Annotated in this window: 26 protein-coding genes, 3 pseudogenes and 1 other annotated feature; of the genes and pseudogenes, 13 read left to right on the top strand and 16 right to left on the bottom strand. The window is 64.3% G+C overall.

Translation table 11 applies throughout. The annotated features are described in order from the left end of the window. Positions 1-10: 10 nt before the first annotated feature. From modB to modD, 4 genes are all read left to right on the top strand, one after another. Complete coding sequence (gene modB / locus RNZ50_00145; GenBank protein MDT8853466.1) at positions 11-697, top strand: molybdate ABC transporter permease subunit; 687 nt, start codon at positions 11-13, stop codon at positions 695-697. Then, the gene (gene modC / locus RNZ50_00140) at positions 682-1,794 is read left to right on the top strand and encodes a molybdenum ABC transporter ATP-binding protein (protein MDT8853465.1); all 1,113 of its coding nucleotides are present in this window, start codon (positions 682-684) and stop codon (positions 1,792-1,794) included. The genes modB and modC overlap by 16 nt, the downstream gene beginning before the upstream one ends. A 37-nt stretch (positions 1,795-1,831) precedes the next feature. After that, complete coding sequence (locus RNZ50_00135; GenBank protein MDT8853464.1) at positions 1,832-2,626, top strand: sulfite exporter TauE/SafE family protein; 795 nt, start codon at positions 1,832-1,834, stop codon at positions 2,624-2,626. 90 nt (positions 2,627-2,716) lie between these two features. Beyond that, on the top strand, positions 2,717-3,550 hold the full coding sequence (gene modD, locus RNZ50_00130; protein MDT8853463.1) for a ModD protein: 834 nt from the start codon (positions 2,717-2,719) through the stop codon (positions 3,548-3,550). A 191-nt stretch (positions 3,551-3,741) separates the two neighbouring features. On the opposite strand, the pseudogene RNZ50_00125 reads toward modD, so the two are convergent. Then, positions 3,742-4,215: pseudogene (locus RNZ50_00125) on the bottom strand (transposase domain-containing protein). Positions 4,216-4,392: 177 nt separating this feature from the next. On the opposite strand from RNZ50_00125, the gene RNZ50_00120 reads away from it, so the two are divergent. The 6 genes from RNZ50_00120 (at position 4,393) to RNZ50_00095 (ending at position 6,853) form a co-directional block, all read left to right on the top strand. Beyond that, positions 4,393-4,722: a type II toxin-antitoxin system prevent-host-death family antitoxin gene (locus tag RNZ50_00120; protein MDT8853462.1), complete on the top strand. Its 330-nt coding sequence runs from the start codon at positions 4,393-4,395 to the stop codon at positions 4,720-4,722. 10 nt (positions 4,723-4,732) lie between these two features. Next, complete coding sequence (locus tag RNZ50_00115) at positions 4,733-5,017, top strand: hypothetical protein (protein MDT8853461.1); 285 nt, start codon at positions 4,733-4,735, stop codon at positions 5,015-5,017. 247 nt (positions 5,018-5,264) lie between these two features. Further along, complete coding sequence (locus RNZ50_00110; protein MDT8853460.1) at positions 5,265-5,516, top strand: type II toxin-antitoxin system PrlF family antitoxin; 252 nt, start codon at positions 5,265-5,267, stop codon at positions 5,514-5,516. Continuing rightward, positions 5,513-5,926 carry a type II toxin-antitoxin system VapC family toxin gene (locus RNZ50_00105; protein ID MDT8853459.1) on the top strand — a complete coding sequence of 138 codons (414 nt, stop codon included), beginning with the start codon at positions 5,513-5,515 and terminating at the stop codon, positions 5,924-5,926. The genes RNZ50_00110 and RNZ50_00105 overlap by 4 nt, the downstream gene beginning before the upstream one ends. A 265-nt stretch (positions 5,927-6,191) precedes the next feature. Then, complete coding sequence (locus tag RNZ50_00100; GenBank protein MDT8853458.1) at positions 6,192-6,443, top strand: type II toxin-antitoxin system PrlF family antitoxin; 252 nt, start codon at positions 6,192-6,194, stop codon at positions 6,441-6,443. Next, complete coding sequence (locus RNZ50_00095; GenBank protein MDT8853457.1) at positions 6,440-6,853, top strand: type II toxin-antitoxin system VapC family toxin; 414 nt, start codon at positions 6,440-6,442, stop codon at positions 6,851-6,853. The genes RNZ50_00100 and RNZ50_00095 overlap by 4 nt, the downstream gene beginning before the upstream one ends. A 605-nt stretch (positions 6,854-7,458) precedes the next feature. On the opposite strand, the gene cowN is transcribed toward RNZ50_00095, so the two are convergent. Both cowN and RNZ50_00085 read right to left on the bottom strand, forming a co-directional pair. Next, entirely contained in the window at positions 7,459-7,737 is a 279-nt protein-coding gene (gene cowN / locus RNZ50_00090) for a N(2)-fixation sustaining protein CowN (GenBank protein ID MDT8853456.1), read from the bottom strand. Positions 7,738-7,804: 67 nt separating this feature from the next. Further along, the gene (locus RNZ50_00085; protein MDT8853455.1) at positions 7,805-8,056 is read right to left on the bottom strand and encodes a helix-turn-helix domain-containing protein; all 252 of its coding nucleotides are present in this window, start codon (positions 8,054-8,056) and stop codon (positions 7,805-7,807) included. A gap of 163 nt (positions 8,057-8,219) precedes the next feature. Here RNZ50_00085 and istA (RNZ50_00080) point away from each other — a divergent pair, with 163 nt between their 5' ends. Continuing rightward, a complete protein-coding gene (gene istA / locus RNZ50_00080; GenBank protein ID MDT8853454.1) occupies positions 8,220-9,758 on the top strand; it encodes an IS21 family transposase in 1,539 nt (512 codons plus the stop codon). 12 nt (positions 9,759-9,770) lie between these two features. Then, entirely contained in the window at positions 9,771-10,532 is a 762-nt protein-coding gene (gene istB / locus RNZ50_00075) for an IS21-like element helper ATPase IstB (protein ID MDT8853453.1), read from the top strand. A gap of 88 nt (positions 10,533-10,620) precedes the next feature. Here istB (RNZ50_00075) and RNZ50_00070 read toward each other — a convergent pair whose 3' ends face one another. The 13 genes and pseudogenes from RNZ50_00070 to RNZ50_00010 all read right to left on the bottom strand — a co-directional run bounded on the left by RNZ50_00070 (position 10,621) and on the right by RNZ50_00010 (position 18,628). After that, the gene (locus RNZ50_00070) at positions 10,621-10,896 is read right to left on the bottom strand and encodes a hypothetical protein (GenBank protein ID MDT8853452.1); all 276 of its coding nucleotides are present in this window, start codon (positions 10,894-10,896) and stop codon (positions 10,621-10,623) included. 602 nt (positions 10,897-11,498) lie between these two features. Then, a pseudogene (locus RNZ50_00065) lies at positions 11,499-11,678 on the bottom strand (DDE-type integrase/transposase/recombinase). A 305-nt stretch (positions 11,679-11,983) separates the two neighbouring features. Next, positions 11,984-12,301, bottom strand: a complete 318-nt coding sequence (locus RNZ50_00060; GenBank protein ID MDT8853451.1) for a type II toxin-antitoxin system RelE/ParE family toxin — start codon at positions 12,299-12,301, stop codon at positions 11,984-11,986. Further along, positions 12,298-12,561 carry a ribbon-helix-helix domain-containing protein gene (locus RNZ50_00055; GenBank protein MDT8853450.1) on the bottom strand — a complete coding sequence of 88 codons (264 nt, stop codon included), beginning with the start codon at positions 12,559-12,561 and terminating at the stop codon, positions 12,298-12,300. The genes RNZ50_00060 and RNZ50_00055 overlap by 4 nt, the downstream gene beginning before the upstream one ends. A gap of 204 nt (positions 12,562-12,765) precedes the next feature. Further along, on the bottom strand, positions 12,766-13,338 hold the full coding sequence (locus tag RNZ50_00050) for an HAD family hydrolase (protein MDT8853449.1): 573 nt from the start codon (positions 13,336-13,338) through the stop codon (positions 12,766-12,768). A gap of 46 nt (positions 13,339-13,384) precedes the next feature. Then, entirely contained in the window at positions 13,385-13,693 is a 309-nt protein-coding gene (locus RNZ50_00045) for a hypothetical protein (GenBank protein MDT8853448.1), read from the bottom strand. A 19-nt stretch (positions 13,694-13,712) separates the two neighbouring features. Continuing rightward, complete coding sequence (locus RNZ50_00040) at positions 13,713-14,318, bottom strand: metallophosphoesterase (GenBank protein MDT8853447.1); 606 nt, start codon at positions 14,316-14,318, stop codon at positions 13,713-13,715. Between the two features lie 175 nt (positions 14,319-14,493). Next, positions 14,494-14,844 (bottom strand): hypothetical protein, encoded by a 351-nt coding sequence (locus RNZ50_00035; protein MDT8853446.1) that lies wholly within the window; start codon positions 14,842-14,844, stop codon positions 14,494-14,496. Positions 14,845-14,913: 69 nt separating this feature from the next. Next, on the bottom strand, positions 14,914-15,729 hold the full coding sequence (istB, locus tag RNZ50_00030) for an IS21-like element helper ATPase IstB (GenBank protein ID MDT8853445.1): 816 nt from the start codon (positions 15,727-15,729) through the stop codon (positions 14,914-14,916). After that, entirely contained in the window at positions 15,726-17,234 is a 1,509-nt protein-coding gene (istA, locus tag RNZ50_00025) for an IS21 family transposase (protein MDT8853444.1), read from the bottom strand. Before istA (RNZ50_00025) ends, istB (RNZ50_00030) begins: the two co-directional genes overlap by 4 nt. A gap of 70 nt (positions 17,235-17,304) precedes the next feature. Then, positions 17,305-18,006 carry a metallophosphoesterase gene (locus RNZ50_00020; protein ID MDT8853443.1) on the bottom strand — a complete coding sequence of 234 codons (702 nt, stop codon included), beginning with the start codon at positions 18,004-18,006 and terminating at the stop codon, positions 17,305-17,307. Then, positions 18,006-18,383, bottom strand: a complete 378-nt coding sequence (locus tag RNZ50_00015; GenBank protein MDT8853442.1) for a hypothetical protein — start codon at positions 18,381-18,383, stop codon at positions 18,006-18,008. Before RNZ50_00015 ends, RNZ50_00020 begins: the two co-directional genes overlap by 1 nt. Beyond that, positions 18,380-18,628, bottom strand: coding sequence for a hypothetical protein (locus RNZ50_00010; protein ID MDT8853441.1), 249 nt, complete (start codon positions 18,626-18,628; stop codon positions 18,380-18,382). Before RNZ50_00010 ends, RNZ50_00015 begins: the two co-directional genes overlap by 4 nt. 176 nt (positions 18,629-18,804) lie before the next feature. On the opposite strand from RNZ50_00010, the pseudogene RNZ50_00005 reads away from it, so the two are divergent. Then, positions 18,805-19,328 (top strand): annotated as a pseudogene (locus RNZ50_00005) (transposase). Further along, positions 19,101-19,217, top strand: a sequence feature (AL1L pseudoknot). It overlaps the preceding pseudogene by 117 nt.

Here is a 19,328-nt window from a genome sequence, read left to right as displayed (position 1 = left end):
AGACTGAGCCATGACCGGGGACAGCCCGCTGCTCGATGCGGCCATGATCGAGACGATCCTGCTGACGCTTCAGCTTGCCGCGATCACGACCGTGGTGCTCTTGCTGCTGGGCACGCCGCTGGCCTGGTGGCTATCCCGCAGCGGCGGCCTCTGGAAGGAGGTCGTCGCCACGATCGTCGCCCTGCCCATCGTGCTGCCGCCGACGGTGCTGGGCTTCTACCTGCTGATCGCCATGGGGCCGGCCTCGCCGCTGACAGCGATCCTCGGGCGGCAGTTGTCCTTCACCTTCGAGGGGCTGGTGGTGGGCTCGGTCTTCTATTCGCTGCCCTTCGTGGTGAACCCGATCCGCAACGCCTTCGAGGCGATGGGGCCGCGCCCGATGGAGGTGGCGGCGACCCTGCGGGCCTCGCCGCTCGATGCCTTCTTCACCGTGGCGCTGCCGCTCGCGCTGCCGGGCCTGTCGACCGGTGCGATCCTCGGCTTTGCCCATACGGTGGGCGAGTTCGGCGTCGTGCTGATGATCGGCGGCGGCATCCCCGGCCAGACCAAGGTGCTGTCGGTACAGATCTTCGACTATGTCGAGACGCTGCAATGGAGCAAGGCGCATGTGCTGGCGGCGGGAATGCTGGCGATGTCCTTCCTGGTGATCCTTGCCATGCTGCTGATCGAGCGGCGGCTGAAATGGGGACGGCGATGATCGAGGCGGCCTTCTGCGGGCGGCTGGGGGGCTTTGTCCTGGATGCGCGCTTCACCGTGCCGGGCAGCGGGGTCACCGCGCTGTTCGGCCCGTCGGGCTGCGGCAAGACCAGCGTGCTGCGCGGTGTGGCAGGGCTGATGCGGCTGCCCGGCTCCAGCCTGCGCGTCAATGGTGAAAGCTGGCAGGAAGGACGGCGCTTCGTGCCGCCCCACCGCCGCGCCGCTGGGTATGTCTTTCAGGAAGCGAGCCTGTTCCCGCATCTGTCGGTCGAGGGCAACCTGCGCTTCGGCCTGCGGCGGTCGGGGGCCGGAGAGCAGGGGATCGGGATGGAGGAGGTGATCGACCTGCTGGGCATCGCGCCGCTTCTCGACCGCCCCACCGCCATGCTGTCGGGCGGCGAGCGGCAGCGGATCGCCATCGGCCGGGCGCTGCTGTCGCAGCCGCGGCTTCTGTTGATGGACGAGCCGCTGTCGGCGCTCGACCGGTTCTCCAGGGACGAGATCCTGCCCTATCTGGAACGGCTGCACGCGGCGCTGTCGATCCCGGTGCTTTACGTCAGCCACGACATCGCCGAGGTCGAACGGCTGGCCGACACGCTGGTGCTGATGGAGGCGGGCCGGGTTCGCGCCGCGGGGCCGATCGCCGATCTGCTGGCCAACCCGGACCTGCCGCTGATCCGCATGCCGAACCCGGCGGCGGTGATCGACGGCCGCGTGGTGGCGACCGATCCGGTCTATGGCCTCTCGGAGGTGGAGGTGCCGGGCGGGCGGCTGGTGGTGCCGGGCGACCTCGGGGCACCCGGCACCCGCTGCCGGCTGCGCATTCCGGCCAGCGACGTGAGCCTTGGCCGCGACATGCCCGAGGACACGACGATCCTGAACGCGCTGCCCGCCCGGATCGAAGGGGCGGAGGCGGGCACCGGCCACCAGATGACGGTGCGCCTGTCGCTGGGGGCCGAGGGCGGGGGGGCTGCGGTGCTCGCCGGCATCTCGCGTCTGTCGTGGGACAGGTTGCATCTTCGGCCGGGCGAACTGGTCGTCGCGCGCCTGAAGGCCGTGGCGCTGGCCCATCCTGCCCCACCGCCCGCACAAAGCTGACCCGAAGTCCCGTTACCCGTTGTCCAAGAGGTTCCCGATGCGCCCCATGACCGCCACCCGCAGCCCCGCCGCCTTTGCCGCAGGAGGCGTCATCGGCACCCTCGGCGGCCTGATCGGACTGGGCGGCGCCGAGTTCCGCCTGCCGGTCCTGATCGCGCTTTTCGGCTTTCCGGCGCTGGAGGCGGTGATCCTGAACAAGGCCATGAGCCTGATCGTGGTCGCGACCGCCCTTCCGTTCCGCGCCGGGACCGTCCCCTTCGCGGATCTTGCCGCCCACTGGCCGGTGATCCTGAACCTGCTCGCCGGCAGCCTTGCCGGGGCGTGGCTCGGGGCGGGATGGGCGACGCGGCTGCGCACGGCGACGCTCTACCGTGTGATCGCAGCGCTGATGGTGGTGATCGCGGTGGTCCTTGTGGCAGGGCACGGGGTCACGACTGGCGCGCCGCTTCTCGAAGGCGCGCCGCAGATGGTGGCGGGCGTGCTGGCCGGGCTGGCGATCGGCATCGTCGCCTCGCTGATGGGCGTGGCGGGAGGCGAGCTTCTGATCCCGACGCTGGTGATCCTGTTCGGTGCCGACATCAAGCTGGCCGGCAGCCTGTCGCTGGCGGTCAGCCTGCCGACGATGCTGGTGGGCTTCGCCCGCTACAGCCAGGACCAGAGCTTCGCCACCCTCGGCCGCAACCGCCGCTTCGTGCTGGTCATGGCGGCGGGTTCGGTGCTGGGCACCTTCATTGGCGGGTTGCTTCTCGGCATCGTTCCCGAGGCGGTGCTGCTGCCGGGGCTGGCAGCCATCCTGCTCGTCTCGGCCTGGAAGGTCTGGCGGCACAAGTGAGCATCGGTGCCGCCCTGCCGGAGTTGGAAGACCCGCACCGCCCCCCCAAGCCATTGCCCAGGAAAATCAAGGTAATCAAGGAGTGTCCCCATGTTCCTCATCGACGACCAGGCACTGCTCGCGCTGATCCGCGAGGACGTCCCGTTCGGCGACCTCACCACGCGCTCTCTCGGCTTCGACCGGTCGCGCGGGCACCTCGTGATGGCGGCGCGCGACCCGATGACCCTTTGCGCGGTCGAGGAGGCGGGGCGGATCTTCGAGCTTCTGGGCTGCGCGGTCGATCTCGCCGCCGCCTCTGGCGAGGCGCGCGCGCGTGGCGACATGATCCTCGGGGCAGCAGGGCCCGCCGAGGCGCTCTTTGCCGGCTGGAAGGTGGCGCAGGTGCTGGTGGAATGGGCCGCGGGTCTCGCCACCGCGACGCGCGAGCTTGTCGATGCGGCGGTCGCTGTCAGGCTTGGGGTGGTCGTGGCCTGCACGCGCAAGGCCGTGCCAGGCACGCGGACGCTGGCGCTCAAGGCGGTGACGGCGGGCGGTGCCACGATCCATCGCGCGGGCCTGTCGGACACGGTGCTTGTCTTCCCCGAGCACCGCGCCTTCGCGCCCGGCTGCCTGAAGGGCCAGCTCATGCGGCTGCGCAGCGCTTGCCCCGAAAGGCACATCGTCGTCGAGGTCACCTGTCACGAGGATGCGCTGCGGGCAGCGGAATGGGGCGCGGACGTGGTGCAGCTCGAGAAGTTCGTGCCCGATGCGGTGGCGCACGTGGTTGCCGACCTGTCGGGCTCGCCAGCTCGTGTCGCAGCCGCCGGAGGCATCACGACTGCCAATGCGGCCGAATATGCGGCGACCGGTGCGCATGTGCTCGTCACCTCGTCGCCCTACCACGCCCGGCCGCGCGACGTCACGGTGGTGCTAGAGCCCGCCTGAGCGGATAGGGGCAAGTAGCTGGTCGCTGGCCTGCAGCGATTCAAGGCCGTCGCTGCACGATGGTATCCATCGTAAGCGACGTCTCCGGGCCATTGATGTTTTTCTTGCGGTCGCTCGCCCGGTCGCGCTGGCGACTGGCGTTTGCCGATTGTCAGAAGTCTTGTGAGCTCACTGGGGACTCCCGGATGAGGTCATTTTCCCGGAAGTGAGGCGATCTCAGGTTTGGCCGCCGGGATGTAGGCCCAGGGCGTCAGCGCGTCGATGTCCTTGTCGAGATGGCCATTGGCGAGCCGGGAGAAGAGGTCGACGAGATAGGCGTAGGGCTCGACCCGGTTCATCTTGCATGTGCCGATCAGGCTGGCGAAGCGCGCCCAGCACCTTCCGCCCTCGTCGTGGCCGGCGAAGAGTGCGTTGCGGCGGTTCAGCACGCGGGTCTTCTCAACACCATGACCGCGATAGCCACGGTCGACGACGGCGAGGTCGGGGCGCTGGTTCGGACATGCGCCTGCATCACCGCACCCGAGCAGCACCGGCAGGCGTGGCGCGGGCGCTGCGTCACCAACAAGGTCGCTTTTGCCCGAGATGTGCTTGAACTGCTCCTCGGCCCAGGCTTTGAAAGACTCGACCTTCGGGCGGCTGTGCTCCTGGCGGACGGCGCGGCGGTGAAGCGCCGCAAAAGATCGAGGAGCCGGTCGGCCGCGCCAAACGCCAGTGTTGCGCAGCGGCTGAGTCCAAAGCCGTTGGCTGGGGTTGTAAAGCAGCTGGGAGGTTGCATAACGAGCCATTCGAGCTATACTGGCTTTATCAGCTTTGCGATCCTGGGGAAAATGCCGATGAGGACCATGACCGCCGTCGAGGCGAAGAACTCCTTCGGGAGGCTTCTGGAGGCCAGCCTTCGGGAGCCGGTCACGGTGACGAAGAACAATCGCGAGATTGCGGCGATGTTCTCGATGGAGGACGTTCGCGCCCTGGCCGACAGCTTCCTGGCAGATCCCCTGAAGGCGGAGGTCGCGTCCGGCAAGCTCAAACTCATCGAGGCGGTGATGGCCCAGATCGACCTGAACAGGCGGCTTGAGCAGAGCCGCAAGGCGATTGCCGACGGGGAGGGGATCGTTGCGGACGCCATCTACTTTGCCGCGCTCCGCCGGCGCGCCCTGAGCCGCATTTCCTGAGACCTGCATCTTGCAACCGGCAACCGTCATCTTCGGCCCGGCGGTCGATTTTGCCCTCGGTCGGCTCATTGACCATGTTGATCTCGAAGATATTCCTGCCCTCATCGACTTTCTCGAACGCATCCAGGGCCGTCTGGTCAAGACGCTCGGCACCTTCCCGGAGGCCGGTCCGGGCTTTCACGGGACCGTGCGCATGTTCCCCCTGGAGGGGTACGTCTTCCTTTACGAGGTCCACCCGGAGGCCAGCGAGGTTCATGTCCTCGACATGATCGCACCCGGCCGCAACTGGCGCTAGGGTGACTGGCTGACAAATTCCGTGAAGATCAGGGAGAAGCGACGACACGCGATAATGGCAAGTCAGGAGTTAAGACAATCAAAACATTGTTTTTATTATTATTTTTTGACTCTATGATACGATTTTGCCCCGTCCGGCATTCGACCCCATAGGCAGTTAGGGCGAGCGATTTCACGCGTGCACCTTGAATATGTAAGGCAAATGTGGCACTTGTAATGCATAAACGCCGTTAGACTTGGAGCGCGCCATGCAAGAATCCACCGTCACCATCAAAGGCCAGACAACCCTGCCAAGGGATGTCCGGCAGGCTTTGGGCCTGAACCCAGGCGACCGGGTGCGGTACATGATCCTTGACGGTGGCGAAGTGCGGATCGTGCGCAGTCGGCCCGTGATGGCATTGGCCGGTCTGTTGGAAGGCCGGTCGCAGCACAAGGCGACCCTTGAGGAGATCGAAGAGGCGATTGCCGAAGGTGCTGCGGAATCGGGCATGCCGACATGATGACAGGCCTCGACACCAATGTGATTGTCCGCTTCCTGATGAAGGACGACGCAGAGCAGGCGGCGCTGGCAAACACGGTTCTTGCCAAACTCACGGCGGCTGAACCCGGGTTCGTCTGCCGCGAGGTTCTGGTCGAGCTGGTCTGGGTCCTGCAGAAAATCTATCGCTTGCCGCGCACTGACATTGCCGACGCGATCGAGGGCCTGCTTGGCGCACGCGAACTGGTGGTTGAAGCGGCGGATCACGTCGCTGTGGCTGTGGACCGGTTGCGCAAAGGCGGTGCCGGCTTTGCAGATCAGATGATCGCGCTGGCAGGGCAGGGGGCCGGGTGCGACAAGACGGTCACCTTTGACCGCCAGGCGGCGGGCCTTCCCGGTATGTCGCTGTTGGGCGTTGTATCCGACCATTGATCTGAGGACTTTCCCGCATGCTTCTCGGGCCAGGTTGCGACCTTTTTGGGGCTCACCCCACCACCCCTGATAATGGCAAGTCAGGAGTTAAGACAATCAAAACATTGTTTTTATTATTATTTTTTGACTCTATGATACGATTTTGCCCCGTCCGGCATTCGACCCCATAGGCAGTTAGGGCGAGCGATTTCACGCGTGCACCTTGAATATGTAAGGCAAATGTGGCACTTGTAATGCATAAACGCCGTTAGACTTGGAGCGCGCCATGCAAGAATCCACCGTCACCATCAAAGGCCAGACAACCCTGCCAAGGGATGTCCGGCAGGCTTTGGGCCTGAACCCAGGCGACCGGGTGCGGTACATGATCCTTGACGGTGGCGAAGTGCGGATCGTGCGCAGTCGGCCCGTGATGGCATTGGCCGGTCTGTTGGAAGGCCGGTCGCAGCACAAGGCGACCCTTGAGGAGATCGAAGAGGCGATTGCCGAAGGTGCTGCGGAATCGGGCATGCCGACATGATGACAGGCCTCGACACCAATGTGATTGTCCGCTTCCTGATGAAGGACGACGCAGAGCAGGCGGCGCTGGCAAACACGGTTCTTGCCAAACTCACGGCGGCTGAACCCGGGTTCGTCTGCCGCGAGGTTCTGGTCGAGCTGGTCTGGGTCCTGCAGAAAATCTATCGCTTGCCGCGCACTGACATTGCCGACGCGATCGAGGGCCTGCTTGGCGCACGCGAACTGGTGGTTGAAGCGGCGGATCACGTCGCTGTGGCTGTGGACCGGTTGCGCAAAGGCGGTGCCGGCTTTGCAGATCAGATGATCGCGCTGGCAGGGCAGGGGGCCGGGTGCGACAAGACGGTCACCTTTGACCGCCAGGCGGCGGGCCTTCCCGGTATGTCGCTGTTGGGCGTTGTATCCGACCATTGATCTGAGGACTTTCCCGCATGCTTCTCGGGCCAGGTTGCGACCTTTTTGGGGCTCACCCCACCACCCCTGATAATGGCATCTTATCGCGGGTGGCGGGGGCGCAGGGCGGAACGGGCGGTGCTGATCATTTTGGACGGTAAATGGTCAACATGGCCGAAGAGCATTGCGAGTTAAGATTTTCGGCGAACCGCAGGAAGTTGAGATCGCCGCGACCCGCTCGGCCCTCGGCTGCCCAGACTCCGGGTGCAATCCAACCACCTGCATGCCATTTGTAAAGCGGCCGCCCATCGCCCTCCCTCGTTGGCTGATCGGCGGCCTTAACGAGGCCGAGATCGGCGAGTACTGTCGCCGCCCCAGCGTCTACACACCCCCCGGTTGCCCTCGGCATCCCACCCGTCCTTCCAAATCGGCTGAGCCAAGAGAGCATCTTTCACCTGACGCGCTTCCGCCAGGGCGCCATCCAGCACAGCCTCTGCGCCGTGATCTTCCGTGCCCTCGGCCAGCCATGGTGTCCGCTGCGGTCTAAACCACCATTGGCGGATTTCCGCCGCAACGTAGATCGCTTAACCATCCATTAATGCCGAACGTGAGGGATATCGGAGCGTTCAGCAGCAGTGCTCTTCAAGATGGTCGAGCAGCGCCTGCCCCGCCGTATCCTCGATCTCCTCGAAAAAAGAGCGGAGCGCATTCACCTGACTGCCGATGAAGTGCAGATCGTCCTGACCCATCCGCGCCCGTTCCGCCAGCTTCGCGGTGAGGTAGCCGACCCAGGGGGTATCGCTTCGCTGCATCGCGTCGCTCAATAGACGCATCATTCGTTCGGCGTTCGTATCGCAGTTGATGCCTATGAAGGTCTTGTAGCGATCAGGGACAAGCTGCTGCATGTGGCGGGCCCACCTTTTGGCTGTGGAGGTTCTCTGGTGATATGCTACGGTCAGAGAACAAAATCTGTCAGCTTGCTGACACTTCCGAGAGAGCCGTCAAACGCTCGGGATCCCGGAGAACCAGCGACCGCCGGTCCGGACGTGCCACCACTCCCTCACGGATGAGCCGGTTGATCTGCGTTGACAGCGTTTGTCGAGAGGTTCCAAGCGTCTCGGCCAAAGCGCCGGTGTGCCCGATCGGTATGGTGTCCGTCCCCAGCGCCTCCCGCTGTCTCAGCAGATGGCTTGCAAGCCGCGAGCCTACCGGGCGAAATGCCAGGTCCTCTATCAGGGTGCGTGTTTCGCTTGATGGTGGGCATCGATTTCACGGGATCATGGGCAGTCATTTCGCGTGAAGCTGGGCACTGATTTCGCGGGATCGCGGGCAGGTCTGGTCGGCAAATTGAGGATAGTTGCGCCTTCAGGAATGAAGGGGTGGCTTGATGCCGACAGGACGATTGAACATGCGCCGGATACGAGATGTTTTGCGATTGAAGCTTGGGCAAGGCCTGAGCGAGCGGTCCATTGCCGCTTCCCTCGGTCTGAGCAAGGGGAGCGTCGGAAGCTACACCCAACGGGCGCGTCATGCCGGGCTCACGTGGCCCTTGCCGGAGGGGATCGATGACGACAGCCTTGAACTTCTTTTGTTTCCAGCCCCGCCCACGGTGCCGGACGCGGAGCGGCTTGTGCCCGACTGGGCGGAGATTGACCGCGAGTTGCGCCGCCCTGGGGTGACGCGGATGCTGCTCTGGGAAGAATACCGTGCCGCGCACCCCGGGGGTTTTGCCTATACTTGGTTTTGCACGCATTACGAGGCTTGGAAGGGTCGGGTGCGCCCGACGATGCGCCAGACACATGTGGGCGGCGAGAAGGTGTTCGTTGACTTTGCCGGCGACACCATCGACGTGATCGACCCCACGACCGGCGAAGCGCGGGCCATGAAGCTGTTCGTGGCGGCAATGGGGGCATCGAATCACACCTATGCCGAGGCGGTGGCATCGGAGGGGTTGGAAGATTGGATCCTCGCGCATATCCGGATGTTCGCCTTTCTGGGCGGCGTGCCAAAGGCGGTGGTTCCGGACAATCTGAAGTCCGCCGTGATCAAGGCAGACCGGTTTGATCCGGGGCTGAACCGGACCTATGCCGAGATGGCGGCGCATTATGGCACCGCCGTTCTGCCCGCCCGGCCGCGCAAACCCCGGGACAAGGCGAAGGTGGAAGTGGCTGTCCAAGTGGCACAACGCTGGATTCTGGCGCGGCTGCGGAACCACCGGTTCTTCTCATTGGCCGAGTTGAACGTGGCGATCCGGCGGCTGCTGGACGAGTTGAACATGCGCGTGATGCGCGGCTATGGCGCCAGCCGCGCCGATCTGTTTGCCACTTTGGATCGGCCCAATCTTCAGCCCCTACCGCCCGAACCTTATGTCTTCGCCCGCTGGAAGCGCGCCCGCGTGGCACCCGACTATCACGTTGAGGTCGACAGCTCATGGTATTCCGTGCCCTTCGCGCTGATCAAACAAGAGGTCGATGTTCGCACAAGCGGCCAGACGGTCGAGATATTCCATCGTGGTCAGAGGGTTGCGAGCCACGTGCGCACCCCGGGGCGGCGCAGCCATGTCACCGTGGCCGACCATATGCCATCGGCCCATCGTCGCTTTGCCGAATGGACCCCGGCCAGAATGCTGGCGCAGGCAACCAAGACCGGCCCCGCCGTCGCCGCCTTTTGCGAGATGGTGATGGCTGACCGCCCCCATCCTGAACAGGGGTTCCGCACCTGCCTGGGTGTGCTGGCCTTGGTCAAAACCTATGGGCCGGAGCGCGTTGATGCGGCCTGCCAGCGGGGTGTGACCATCCGGGCCCGCACCGTCACCTCCATTCGTTCGATCCTCAAGACCGGCCTCGATCGCGCCTTCCTGGAAGGCTCCGAAGAGGTCGCCCCCCTCCAGCACGCCAACATTCGTGGCGGCAGCTATTACCATTGAGAAAGGACTAAAATGCTGACCCATCCCACCCACGACCGACTGTTGGCGCTCGGCCTGACCGGCATTGCATCGGCGCTCGAAGAACAACGCAGGTCAACCGCCTTCGACGCCCTCTCGTTCGAAGAGCGTCTCGGCCTGCTGGTCGACCGCGAGGCTGCAGAGCGCGACACCAAGAAACTGGCCTCCCGGCTCAAGTTTGCGGCTCTGCGCCAAGATGCCAGCGTCGAGGATCTGGACCTGCGCAGCCCACGTGGTCTTGACCGCAGTGTCATGGCGCATCTTGCCGATGGCGGCTGGATCGCCCGGCACGAGAACCTGCTGATAACCGGGCCGACCGGTTTGGGCAAAAGCTGGATCGCCTGCGCCCTTGGCCACAAGGCGTGCCGGGATGGGCGGCCCGTCCTCTATCAACGTGCGCCGCGCATGTTCGAGGCCCTTGCTCTGGCCCGTGGCGATGGCCGCCATGAACGCATCCTCAAAACCATCGCCCGCATGGATGTGCTGATCATTGACGATTGGGGCCTCGCCGTCCTCACCGCCCCGGAGCGCCGTGACCTGCTGGAAATCCTCGAAGACCGCCACGGCCGCGCTTCCACCATCGTCACAAGCCAACTCCCCGTTGACCAGTGGCACGAAGCCATCGGCGACCCAACGCTCGCAGATGCCATCCTCGACCGCCTCGTTCACAACGCACACCGCCTCACCCTCTCAGGTGAAAGCCTGCGCAGGCGCTCCGCCGTCACAAAAAAGCTTGACCAAATCGTTCAAGCCTGACTCCATGAAAGCGTCGGCCAGCCTGCCCACGATCCCGTGAAATGACTGCCCAGAATGGCGCGAAACGCGTGCCCACGATCGCGCGAAATCAGCGCCCATTCTCCGCGAAATCCGCAATCAGGGTCAGCGCGCCGCTCAGTATCTGACCGACATCCCGGAATGCGGCCGCGCCCAGAGCGGGCTCTTGCGCTATCAGGTGCATCATCTGTGAAAGCGGCCAACTGCGCATCTCGCACCGTTCCAAGGCGCTCACCCAGGCTCGGGTATGCGTGGAAAACACCCCACCGGCGCGCAGACGACACAGGGTCAGCTCTCTGGTGCCGCTGTTGAGGTAGACGCGCGCGGTGCCCGCCTCGAGCAGCATCAGGACATCCCGACCCGACCCTGGAACGAAGATCGTAGCACCGGCCATGTAGCGCTGGAGATGTCCGGGCCCCAGCCGGTTGATCCAGTCTGCATGCGCAACGTCGTTTGGCCCCGACCGGGGTCTGTGCGGATGAGGTGTTTGATCCGAGTGCATGATGCCCATACTAGCCCCCGTCGTCGCCGCATGGACGCGCGTCGGATTGACGCGGCAGACATTCGGCGACAGCGTCAGCGGTCAAGACTCATCGACACCTGCATCAGCGCCGCTCTGGACAGGGATGGATGGCTTCAAGCGCGGGCGAGCCATTCAATGGACGGCGATCCAACGTCCCGAGAGCCGGTGAACCTCGATGGGCGTCTCATAGACCTCCTGCAGAAATCCGGCCTCCATGACCTCCTCCGGGGGGCGCCGTGACGTACGATCCGTCCGTCCTTCATCGCGACACTCCGGTCGCAGCAGGCCGCGGCCATGTTGATGTCATGCAGCACCACGACAACCGTCTTGCCAAGTTCGCGGGCCGCCCTGCCGATGAGGGTCATGATGCCGACCGCGTGGCGGATATCGAGGTTATTCAGCGGCTCGTCGAGCAGGATGTAATCGGTGTATTTTATCGACAGGTATTGCGACCCGCGGTCCGAGTGGTGAACCAAGCTATTGTTATCCTGTGTCTTTCTTTGCCAAAGCGCCTGGTCCAGCGCGTCGAGCACAAACTGCGTCTTCATGGATGTCGAAGCACGCCATCCCACGACCCGCCGCGCGAACACGTCGATGATCGCGCTGTGGTTCAGGTGCAGGTCGGCAGTGCAGAAATGGGCCATGTCATCCCAGCTTATTCACCGAACCCGCGCCGTTGGTCGGATCGGGTGGGTTTCTGGGGTGGTTTGGGCTGCTGTCGCGGGTTCGAGACGGTGTCACGAGACGTCTGCGGGGTCATCGCGACGACGAACTGGGGTTTTCGTCGCGCTCCCTTGTCGCTCGGGCACCGTGTGTGGGTGAAGAGCCCTTCGATGGCATTGAATTCTCCCGGAAAAGTTCCGGCAACCTTTCGCTTTGCCGATTGGTGGCGGGCTGGTCCGGCATTCACCTACGCTTGTCCTTCCGTGTGCATCCTGTCACGCAACGCCTTCGCCAGATCGCGGGAGGTGTGAAATACGGCGAGTATCGTGACCGCTTCCGGGCCAACCTCGTAGACGATCAGGTAGGGGAAATCCGGGATGCTGAGTTCCCGCGTTTCGGGATGGCGTCCGGGACGGCCCAAGGCCGGAAACTCGGGCAGTTTCTCGGCCGCAGCCACGATTCCCCAATACACCCTCTGAGCAGCGCCGGGATCATCCAGAGCGATGTAATCCACGATCCCTTCAAGATCGCGGGCCGCAGGTTCCGCAATGACCAGCGACTTCAACGTGACCAGCCGTGCTTCGCTGCTATCCCGGCAAAGACCTCGCCCGCAGGCGCGACCTTTCCATCACGGGCTGCGGTGATGCCGTCCCTGATCCGTTCCATCTGCCATGTGTTGGCTTCAAGATATTGCTCAATCGCCTGATTGACGATGTAGTTGCGGGAACGGTCCATCGCGCCCGCCAAGGCGTCGATCTCGGCCACCTTGGCCGTGCGGATGGTGATTGGTTCGGATGCTGCGCGCTGCGGCATGGTGTGCTCCATTGTAATCACCTGTAATCATAGCATCGTTTGGTGCTCAACCCAAGCCGTGAACCGCGCCGGGACAGCCCGCCTTCCCTGGCTGTCATCTCAAGACCCGGATGGCCAACGTGGCGCCGGGCGATCAGCTCGAAGAGCACGCCTGTCTTGGCCTGATCCTTGTGGGCGTAGGTGATGTCGTTGTCCGGGACTTTGCGGAACCTGCAGTCACCACGGCATTGGGAAGGTGGATGATCGCCATCCCCGCTTCTCGATCTTCCGGATACGGTCGCGGTCGCGCAAGCTGAGCAGATATCCTGCCAGGTACTTCAGTTCGTCATCGTTCGTGTCGCCGAAAAACGGCGCAGGATAGATCGCGTTGCCGAAGTTGGCCCTGCATTTCTCGGGCGAGTCATCCACCACCAGCATGTCGTCGATCGACCACCCGAACCTCGTCAACTTCCGGAGCCGCTTTTGATGATGGAAGTCAGGAAGCGGCCGCCCGAACCCGTCGTGATCGCCGGGGTGTGTCCGGCGCATGGTTGTTCTGGAGGCCCCCCACACCATGATCAGGCCCGCAGGGTTCGGGAAGATTTCCCGAACCATCGCCTGCACGTAGTCATCTCCTGCCGAGGACCAGACACCGACGGCGAAGTGGGCATCGCAGAACTGCAGAAACTGGTCCAGACAGGGGCGCCGATACACGCAGTAGCCGTACAGACTGAAATCGGGCTCTCTGGAAAGAGGGACCTCGGTTGCGTGCACAAGGGTTTCATCCAGATCCAGGACAAGCAGCTTCATCCTGGTGCCTGCCCTTTCGACCACTGAGGTTTGCGTCCTGCGGGAGTCAGACATCGAACCCCTCACGAGCCACTTCCCGGATCTGGTCCAGATCGGCGAAGAGCCTTCCGAGGATCATTGTGCCGTCGAGGGGCGTCCCGATGAGAACGTCGAGACCGTTGGTGCCGTGGATGGCGTCGTCGCCGGACGCCTTGGCGATGTCGACGCGCAGGCATCGGCCCCGATAGCGGACATGGACCGATCGGCCATCATGGGTCGCGCCGTGGAATTGGGCCGGACAGGACCCGCCGCCGTCCAGCTCCCTGAGGTCAAGGTTCAGGGACGGCGGCACCTCCGGGGTGTGAAACGTGATCATGGAATTCTCCCTCTGCGGATTATCTGCGGGGCCGAGGGCCGGGGTCCGTCCCCGACGCATCCTCTTCTGCGGTGCCGGTGGCGCTGCCGGGCTCCACGTCGGACCAATGCCTGTTGACGGGCAGCGTTCTGGCCCGGCGCAGGATGTCTGCGGCCTGCACGGGTCGGAAATTCCACACATCGACCCCGACGTTGACGGCATTCCGGCTGCCCAGCCAGTTGTTGTGGACATGGCCGAACACCTGAACAGCCCCGCGCCGCGCGTGGTCCCGGGTGATCATCGGGTAGTGGCACAGCAGAAACCGCCGGTCCCCGTCCGTCACCGACACGATGTCGTGCACCGATGCCCAGCCCAGGGTACGGACCCAAGGCTTGTCGTGATTGCCGACGATCAGGTGTTTCCGGCCGGGGAGGCGCTGGAAGCAGCGCTCGAGGTACGCGCGGTGCATCCCGCCGCCAAACCCGAAATCCCCGACGATCCAGAGGTCATCGTCCCACCCGACCTGTGACTCGAAGTTTTGCAGGATGGTCTGATCCATAACCTTCGCATCGGCGAACGGGCGGTTGCAGAAACGGATGATCGCGCTGTGGTTCAGGTGCAGGTCGGCAGTGTAGAAATGGGCCATGTCATGACTCCCGGGATAAAGGTGGACGGTCCGGGCGGCAGGTCAGAGCCGTCCTGTCGGTGACCGGCCTGCCGTCAGGGCCGTCACCTTCTGGCCCGCTGTGATCATCGGCGGCCCCGGCACGGCATCGGGATCTGTCGCCCCCTCAACCGCCCGGCATTTCGCCTGTCCGGGATCAGCCACGGAGCCCCTCCCTGGCGACGCGCTTGCGCATGCGGGCCAGCCAGGGTTTGACGTCGTCAGCCCGCACGGGCTTCAGCGCCGGATTCAGCGGCTTGCCGCGCAGAGCCTCGTACTCCGCCACATCGATCAGTCGGCCGAGTCTGTACCACCGGCTGTATGTCCGCGCGTGACCTGCCTGCGGGTCGAGGCCGAACAACATCGAGGTCGCGACCCAGCGGCCCTCGCCCGACAGCAGCGGATGGTTTGAAACCGCGCCCGAGAGGCACAGCGCCGAGGCTGGATCGCGAACCACAAACCACGGATCCAGAACCGGTGCCGCTTGCTGTAGCGCGTCAACCAGCATGTCCGTGACCGTCAACCACGTTGGCCGGTTTTAGGCCGCTGGGTTGGCGTATCTGGAATTGTTTTTCGCTCAGCCTTCTCCTTTGTCCTTGTTGTCGGCGATGGTTGTCGTTGGCGGTCTGCTCAGCGCCTCTTTGTTGGAGGCGGCCGCGCGCTGGCGGAAGCTTTCGGCATTCATCTCCAGGATCGCTGCGTGATGAACCAGCCGGTCGATGGCCGCGACGGTCATCGCCTTGTCCGGGAAGATCTGGTCCCAGCCGCTGAAGGGCTGGTTGGCGGCGATGGCGATGCTGCGGTATTCGTAGCGCCGGGCGATCAGTTCGAAGAGCACGCCGGTTTCGGCCTGATCCTTGTGGGCGTAGGTGATGTCGTCGAGGATGATCAGGTCGAACTTGTCGAGCTTGGCGAGCGCGGCTTCGAGCACCAGATCGCGGCGGGCGGCCTGAAGTCGCTGCACCAGATCGCTGGTGCGGGTATAGAACACGCGGTGTCCCCGCTCGATCAGGGCATGGCCTATCGCGCAGAGAATGTGCGTCTTGCCCGTGCCGGAATTGCCGATGGCGATCAGATTGCCGCCACCCTCCAGCCAGTCGCCGGCCGCCAAGGCCTCGATCCGGGCGCGCGGCAGGGTTGGCAGCGCCTTGAAGTCGAAGGTCGCCAGCGTCTTGCCAGCCGGTAGCTGTGCCTCGTTCATGTGGCGCTGAATGCGGCGCATGTCGCGCTCGGCCAGTTCGTATTCCGCGAGGACGGCCAGAAAGCGGGCAGCGGGCCAGCCTTCGGCATCGGCGCGGGTGGCAATCTCGGTCCAGAGTTTGTGGAAGCTGGGCAGGCGCAGCGCGGTCAGCATGCCTGGCAGCGTGTGGATGTCGATCTCGCGGGAGGTCATGCGCAGGCTCCCAGAAGGGCATCGAAGCTGTCGAGCGAGGGATGGGCGACGGCAACATCTCTCGGCAGCGCCGTTTGCCGCGGGTTCAGGCAGGATGCCAGAGGTCCGGGATCGGGCACCCGGCCCGCGTCCAATTCTGCTGCCAGCAGATGTGCCAGTTCCGCCTCGCAGGCCCGGTCGTGGGCGATGAACAGCAGGTCGACCATGCGGCGGCAGGCGTCGCGGCGGGGCAGATCGCGCTGCAGCACCTTCCAGGCCTCAGCGTATTCGGTTCGCGGGAACAGGCTGTCGCGGTAGATCGAACTCCACAGGGCTTGCGGTTTGCGCCGCAGCGCATGGATGACGTGATGGTAGTTGATGACATGCACGCGATGGCCATCGCCGCGACCTCGCGCCCTTGTATGGCTGACGACCAGGGTGCTGCCGAGAAAGGCCTCAAGGCGATCGTCGTAAAGGTGGACCCGCAAGCGCTGCCCGATCAGCTGCGACGGGGCGCTGTAGAAGATGCTCTTGACCAGAAAGCCGCTGGTGCGGGTGACCGGAACCACGGTCTCTGTAAAGTCGGTGGTGCGCCGGCGCGGCAGGGGCTTCAGATGCGCCCGTTCCACCTGCGTGGCCGCCGCCCGCTGCCGGTTGCGCCGTGCCACCAGAATGTCGATGAAGCGGCGGTAGTCCTCAATGCTGGCGAAGTCGCGGCTGCCGCGCAGGATCAGCGCCTGTTCGATGGCTTTCTTGAGGTGCCGGTTCTGGGATTCCACCGCGCCGTTCTCATGAGCCTCGCCGCGGTTGTTGCGACTGGCCTCCATGCCGTAATGGCCGACGAAGGCATTGTAGCGCGTGGTGATATCCTGGCGCTGGTCAGCCGTCAGGTTGCGGAAAGCGGCCGAGAGGCTGTCGGTGCGATGCTCCTGTGGTGCCCCGCCGAGCGACCAGAGCGCCTGCTGCAGGTTCTCGGCCAAGGCCGTGAAGCTCTCCCCGCCCAGGACCACCCCGACATGCTCCCACCGGCTGTAGACCATGACGAAGTGGTAAAGCAGATGCGGGAATAGCTGGCCCGCGATCGTCACCTCCAGCTCCTCGGCATGAGTGAAGTCAGACTGGGCCATGCGGCCCGGCTCCGGCGTCTGGCGGAAGATGATGTCGCGCTCGGGTCCGTTCAGCGCCCGCCACTGCCGCACCCGCCGTTCCAGGGTGCGCCGGATGCGGTCATCGGGGAAGGCCAGCGGGTGCAGGCCCTGAAGGTGGCGCAGCAGGGTGACGGCCTGCAAGGCGCTGTCCCTCTCCAGCAAGGGAAGGATGTCGCCCTCCCAATAACCCTCGAGGGGATCGGCCACCGTGCGCCCGTGAACGATCTTGCGGTTCGAGGGCAGCGTCGGATTGGCATCGAACCGTCGGGCCGTGCGCTCACTGAACCCGGCGCGGGCGGCCGACGTGCGCTGACTGTGATATCGGAGGTCGGACATGTATAATCTCAATTGCTGGTCGTTGATGGGTTTGTAGGCCAACCCGGATCCTCCGTTTGACGGCAGAGGAACCCGGCTTACCAACCCGCAGCGACCAGCACCTTCCCCGAAATCAATCAAGCCGGTGGGGCTGCCCTCCAGACGGGCATGCCCGTCTTCCGTTCAGCCCCACCGGCCAAGGTGGTTGCCGGCACCGGCCAAGATGGTTGTCGCGCAACATGATCAGACGGTCCTCGAGCCAACGGCGATGATTGTGATGGAGCTTCAGCACCACCTCCGGAGTGAGGGACACCCGGCGGCGGCTGGCCTGAAACTCCTGCAAGAGGGTTGCCTGCTGCGGGTCTGGCATCGAAATTCGGGAATAGTCGTTCATCCGGCGTCCCGCCTCCCGCATCGCGGTTGCGGGGTCACCCAGCAGGTCAAAATCGGTCCAGAGCGTGACGCACAGGAACCGCGTCGCGCCATGGATCAGCTCGGTTTTCTGGAGGAAATGCATGCCTTCCGCAGCGGCGTGGCGGCGCAGATCGCCATCGCCGTCGATCCCGAAGCCGTAGTAATCATGATTGCCCGGCAGGACGTAAATCCGTGAGGGGTCGATCCACCGGGACAGCCGGCGCAGCGCCGGCCGCCAGCTGACGCATGGGGAATTGGCCAGATCGCCCGTGACGATCAGGGCATCGAGCCTGGTCCAGGGCAACCCCGACAGACCACCGGACTCGATCGGATCCAGGCCCGCCCGGTCATGGTTGTCGTAGTGGAGGTCACCGACCAGGGCCACCAGGCCGCTGTCGTACGGGATGGTATGAACAGACATCAGCGCCGCCCTCTGTCGAAACCAAGCTCGCGCTCGGCGCAATCGGGACAGAGCGTGAGCCAGGCCCCGAACGGGTGCTCGCGATACACGCCGGGGCTCTTGCAGTACTCACAGGAATAGCGCGACAGTCGCTCCGCCCAATCCACAATGGTCCGCACCTGCGATGTGGCGGGTTCGGCCCAAAGCCGAAGACCGCCAAAATTCCGGCTGATGTGGTGGACCCTGAGACCCGCGTCATCCCTGCGACGCAAGGCGTCGAGCTGATTGCAGGCGTCGCTGGCTATCGTCGACCAGCTGCTGCCGCAGGTGAGGTCGGTCGTCCAATTCGGCACGAAGAGGTCAGGGAAGCGGGCGGCAACATGATGCAACGTGTTCATGCCAGCCTCTCCGCTGGAACAGCGCTGTTCCGCTTGCGGTCATGGACCATGCCCTCCGGCGGCCGGATCAGATAGCCGATGAGCGAGTCCACACATTCGCCACAGAGCGCCTCGCCATTGCCTGACGTCCAGTAGCCGTCCGCGATGAAGGTTCCGATCAGGAATCCGCTGCACGTGCGCACGCAATGACGGTCGATCCAGCTGCCGCCGAAGTCGGTGCTCCGATCCACCGGCGCGCGGCACATGTCGCAGCACCTCTGCGCAGTCTGTTGCCGATCCGGTGCAGGATCGGGCGGAGGCACCGACGGGAAGTCCGGCTGGACGGAACCTGCCGGGACCCGAAGCGGGCGGTCGCCCCGGTCCGCAGGGGTGAACCGCCCCGGGTTTACCGGAGGGCAAAACTCTCGGAGAATTGCCCGTTATGGAACAGACCTCAAAGAAGAAGACCTCGAAGCCGTATTCACCTGAGTTCCGCGAGCGTGCGGTGCGGCTGGCGATGGAACACCGCGATGATTATCAGAGCGAGGCTGCGGCGCTGACGGCGATTGCAGGTAAATTGGGCTGTTCGACGGACAGCCTTCGCGTCTGGATGCGACAGGTCCAGCGCGATGGTGGCGAACGGCCGGGACCTACCAGCGCTGAGATCGCGCGGATCAAAGAGCTTGAGCGCGAGAACCGGGAACTGCGGCAAGCGAACGAGATTCTGCGCAAAGCTTCAGCGTATTTTGCCCAGGCGGAGCTCGACCGCCCGTTTCGCAAATGACTGCTTTCATTGAGGAAAGCCGAGAGGCATTCGGGGTCGAGCCGATCTGCAGGGCACTGCAGTTTGCCCCTTCCACCTTTTATGACCGGCGGGCGATCATGCGTGATCCTGACCGGGCCTCGGCCCGGGCCAAATCGGATGCCGCCCTGAGCCTCAAGATCGACGCGGCCTGGGATGCCAAC

It is taken from the genome of Paracoccaceae bacterium Fryx2 (assembly GCA_032334235.1).
Lineage (GTDB): Bacteria > Pseudomonadota > Alphaproteobacteria > Rhodobacterales > Rhodobacteraceae > JAVSGI01.
The sequence above is the reverse complement of the archived record's forward strand: the minus strand, read 5'-3'. Positions and strand labels throughout refer to the sequence as shown.

Bases quoted from the DNA above. Each gene is read 5' to 3' on its own strand.
- modC (MDT8853465.1), top strand. From the start codon at position 682: ATGGGGACGGCGATGATCGAGGCGGCCTTCTGCGGGCGGCTGGGGGGC.
- RNZ50_00050 (MDT8853449.1), bottom strand. From the start codon at position 13,338: ATGAAGCTGCTTGTCCTGGATCTGGATGAAACCCTTGTGCACGCAACC.
- RNZ50_00105 (MDT8853459.1), top strand. From the start codon at position 5,513: ATGATGACAGGCCTCGACACCAATGTGATTGTCCGCTTCCTGATGAAG.
- RNZ50_00120 (MDT8853462.1), top strand. From the start codon at position 4,393: ATGACCGCCGTCGAGGCGAAGAACTCCTTCGGGAGGCTTCTGGAGGCC.
- istA (MDT8853454.1), top strand. From the start codon at position 8,220: ATGCCGACAGGACGATTGAACATGCGCCGGATACGAGATGTTTTGCGA.
- RNZ50_00020 (MDT8853443.1), bottom strand. From the start codon at position 18,006: ATGTCTGTTCATACCATCCCGTACGACAGCGGCCTGGTGGCCCTGGTC.
- modD (MDT8853463.1), top strand. From the start codon at position 2,717: ATGTTCCTCATCGACGACCAGGCACTGCTCGCGCTGATCCGCGAGGAC.
- RNZ50_00015 (MDT8853442.1), bottom strand. From the start codon at position 18,383: ATGAACACGTTGCATCATGTTGCCGCCCGCTTCCCTGACCTCTTCGTG.
- RNZ50_00035 (MDT8853446.1), bottom strand. From the start codon at position 14,844: ATGCTGGTTGACGCGCTACAGCAAGCGGCACCGGTTCTGGATCCGTGG.
- modB (MDT8853466.1), top strand. From the start codon at position 11: ATGACCGGGGACAGCCCGCTGCTCGATGCGGCCATGATCGAGACGATC.
- cowN (MDT8853456.1), bottom strand. From the start codon at position 7,737: ATGCAGCAGCTTGTCCCTGATCGCTACAAGACCTTCATAGGCATCAAC.
- RNZ50_00095 (MDT8853457.1), top strand. From the start codon at position 6,440: ATGATGACAGGCCTCGACACCAATGTGATTGTCCGCTTCCTGATGAAG.
- RNZ50_00110 (MDT8853460.1), top strand. From the start codon at position 5,265: ATGCAAGAATCCACCGTCACCATCAAAGGCCAGACAACCCTGCCAAGG.
- RNZ50_00070 (MDT8853452.1), bottom strand. From the start codon at position 10,896: ATGCTGCTCGAGGCGGGCACCGCGCGCGTCTACCTCAACAGCGGCACC.
- RNZ50_00040 (MDT8853447.1), bottom strand. From the start codon at position 14,318: ATGGCCCATTTCTACACTGCCGACCTGCACCTGAACCACAGCGCGATC.
- RNZ50_00045 (MDT8853448.1), bottom strand. From the start codon at position 13,693: ATGATCACGTTTCACACCCCGGAGGTGCCGCCGTCCCTGAACCTTGAC.
- istB (MDT8853453.1), top strand. From the start codon at position 9,771: ATGCTGACCCATCCCACCCACGACCGACTGTTGGCGCTCGGCCTGACC.
- RNZ50_00100 (MDT8853458.1), top strand. From the start codon at position 6,192: ATGCAAGAATCCACCGTCACCATCAAAGGCCAGACAACCCTGCCAAGG.
- RNZ50_00055 (MDT8853450.1), bottom strand. From the start codon at position 12,561: ATGGAGCACACCATGCCGCAGCGCGCAGCATCCGAACCAATCACCATC.
- RNZ50_00135 (MDT8853464.1), top strand. From the start codon at position 1,832: ATGCGCCCCATGACCGCCACCCGCAGCCCCGCCGCCTTTGCCGCAGGA.
- istB (MDT8853445.1), bottom strand. From the start codon at position 15,729: ATGACCTCCCGCGAGATCGACATCCACACGCTGCCAGGCATGCTGACC.
- RNZ50_00010 (MDT8853441.1), bottom strand. From the start codon at position 18,628: ATGTGCCGCGCGCCGGTGGATCGGAGCACCGACTTCGGCGGCAGCTGG.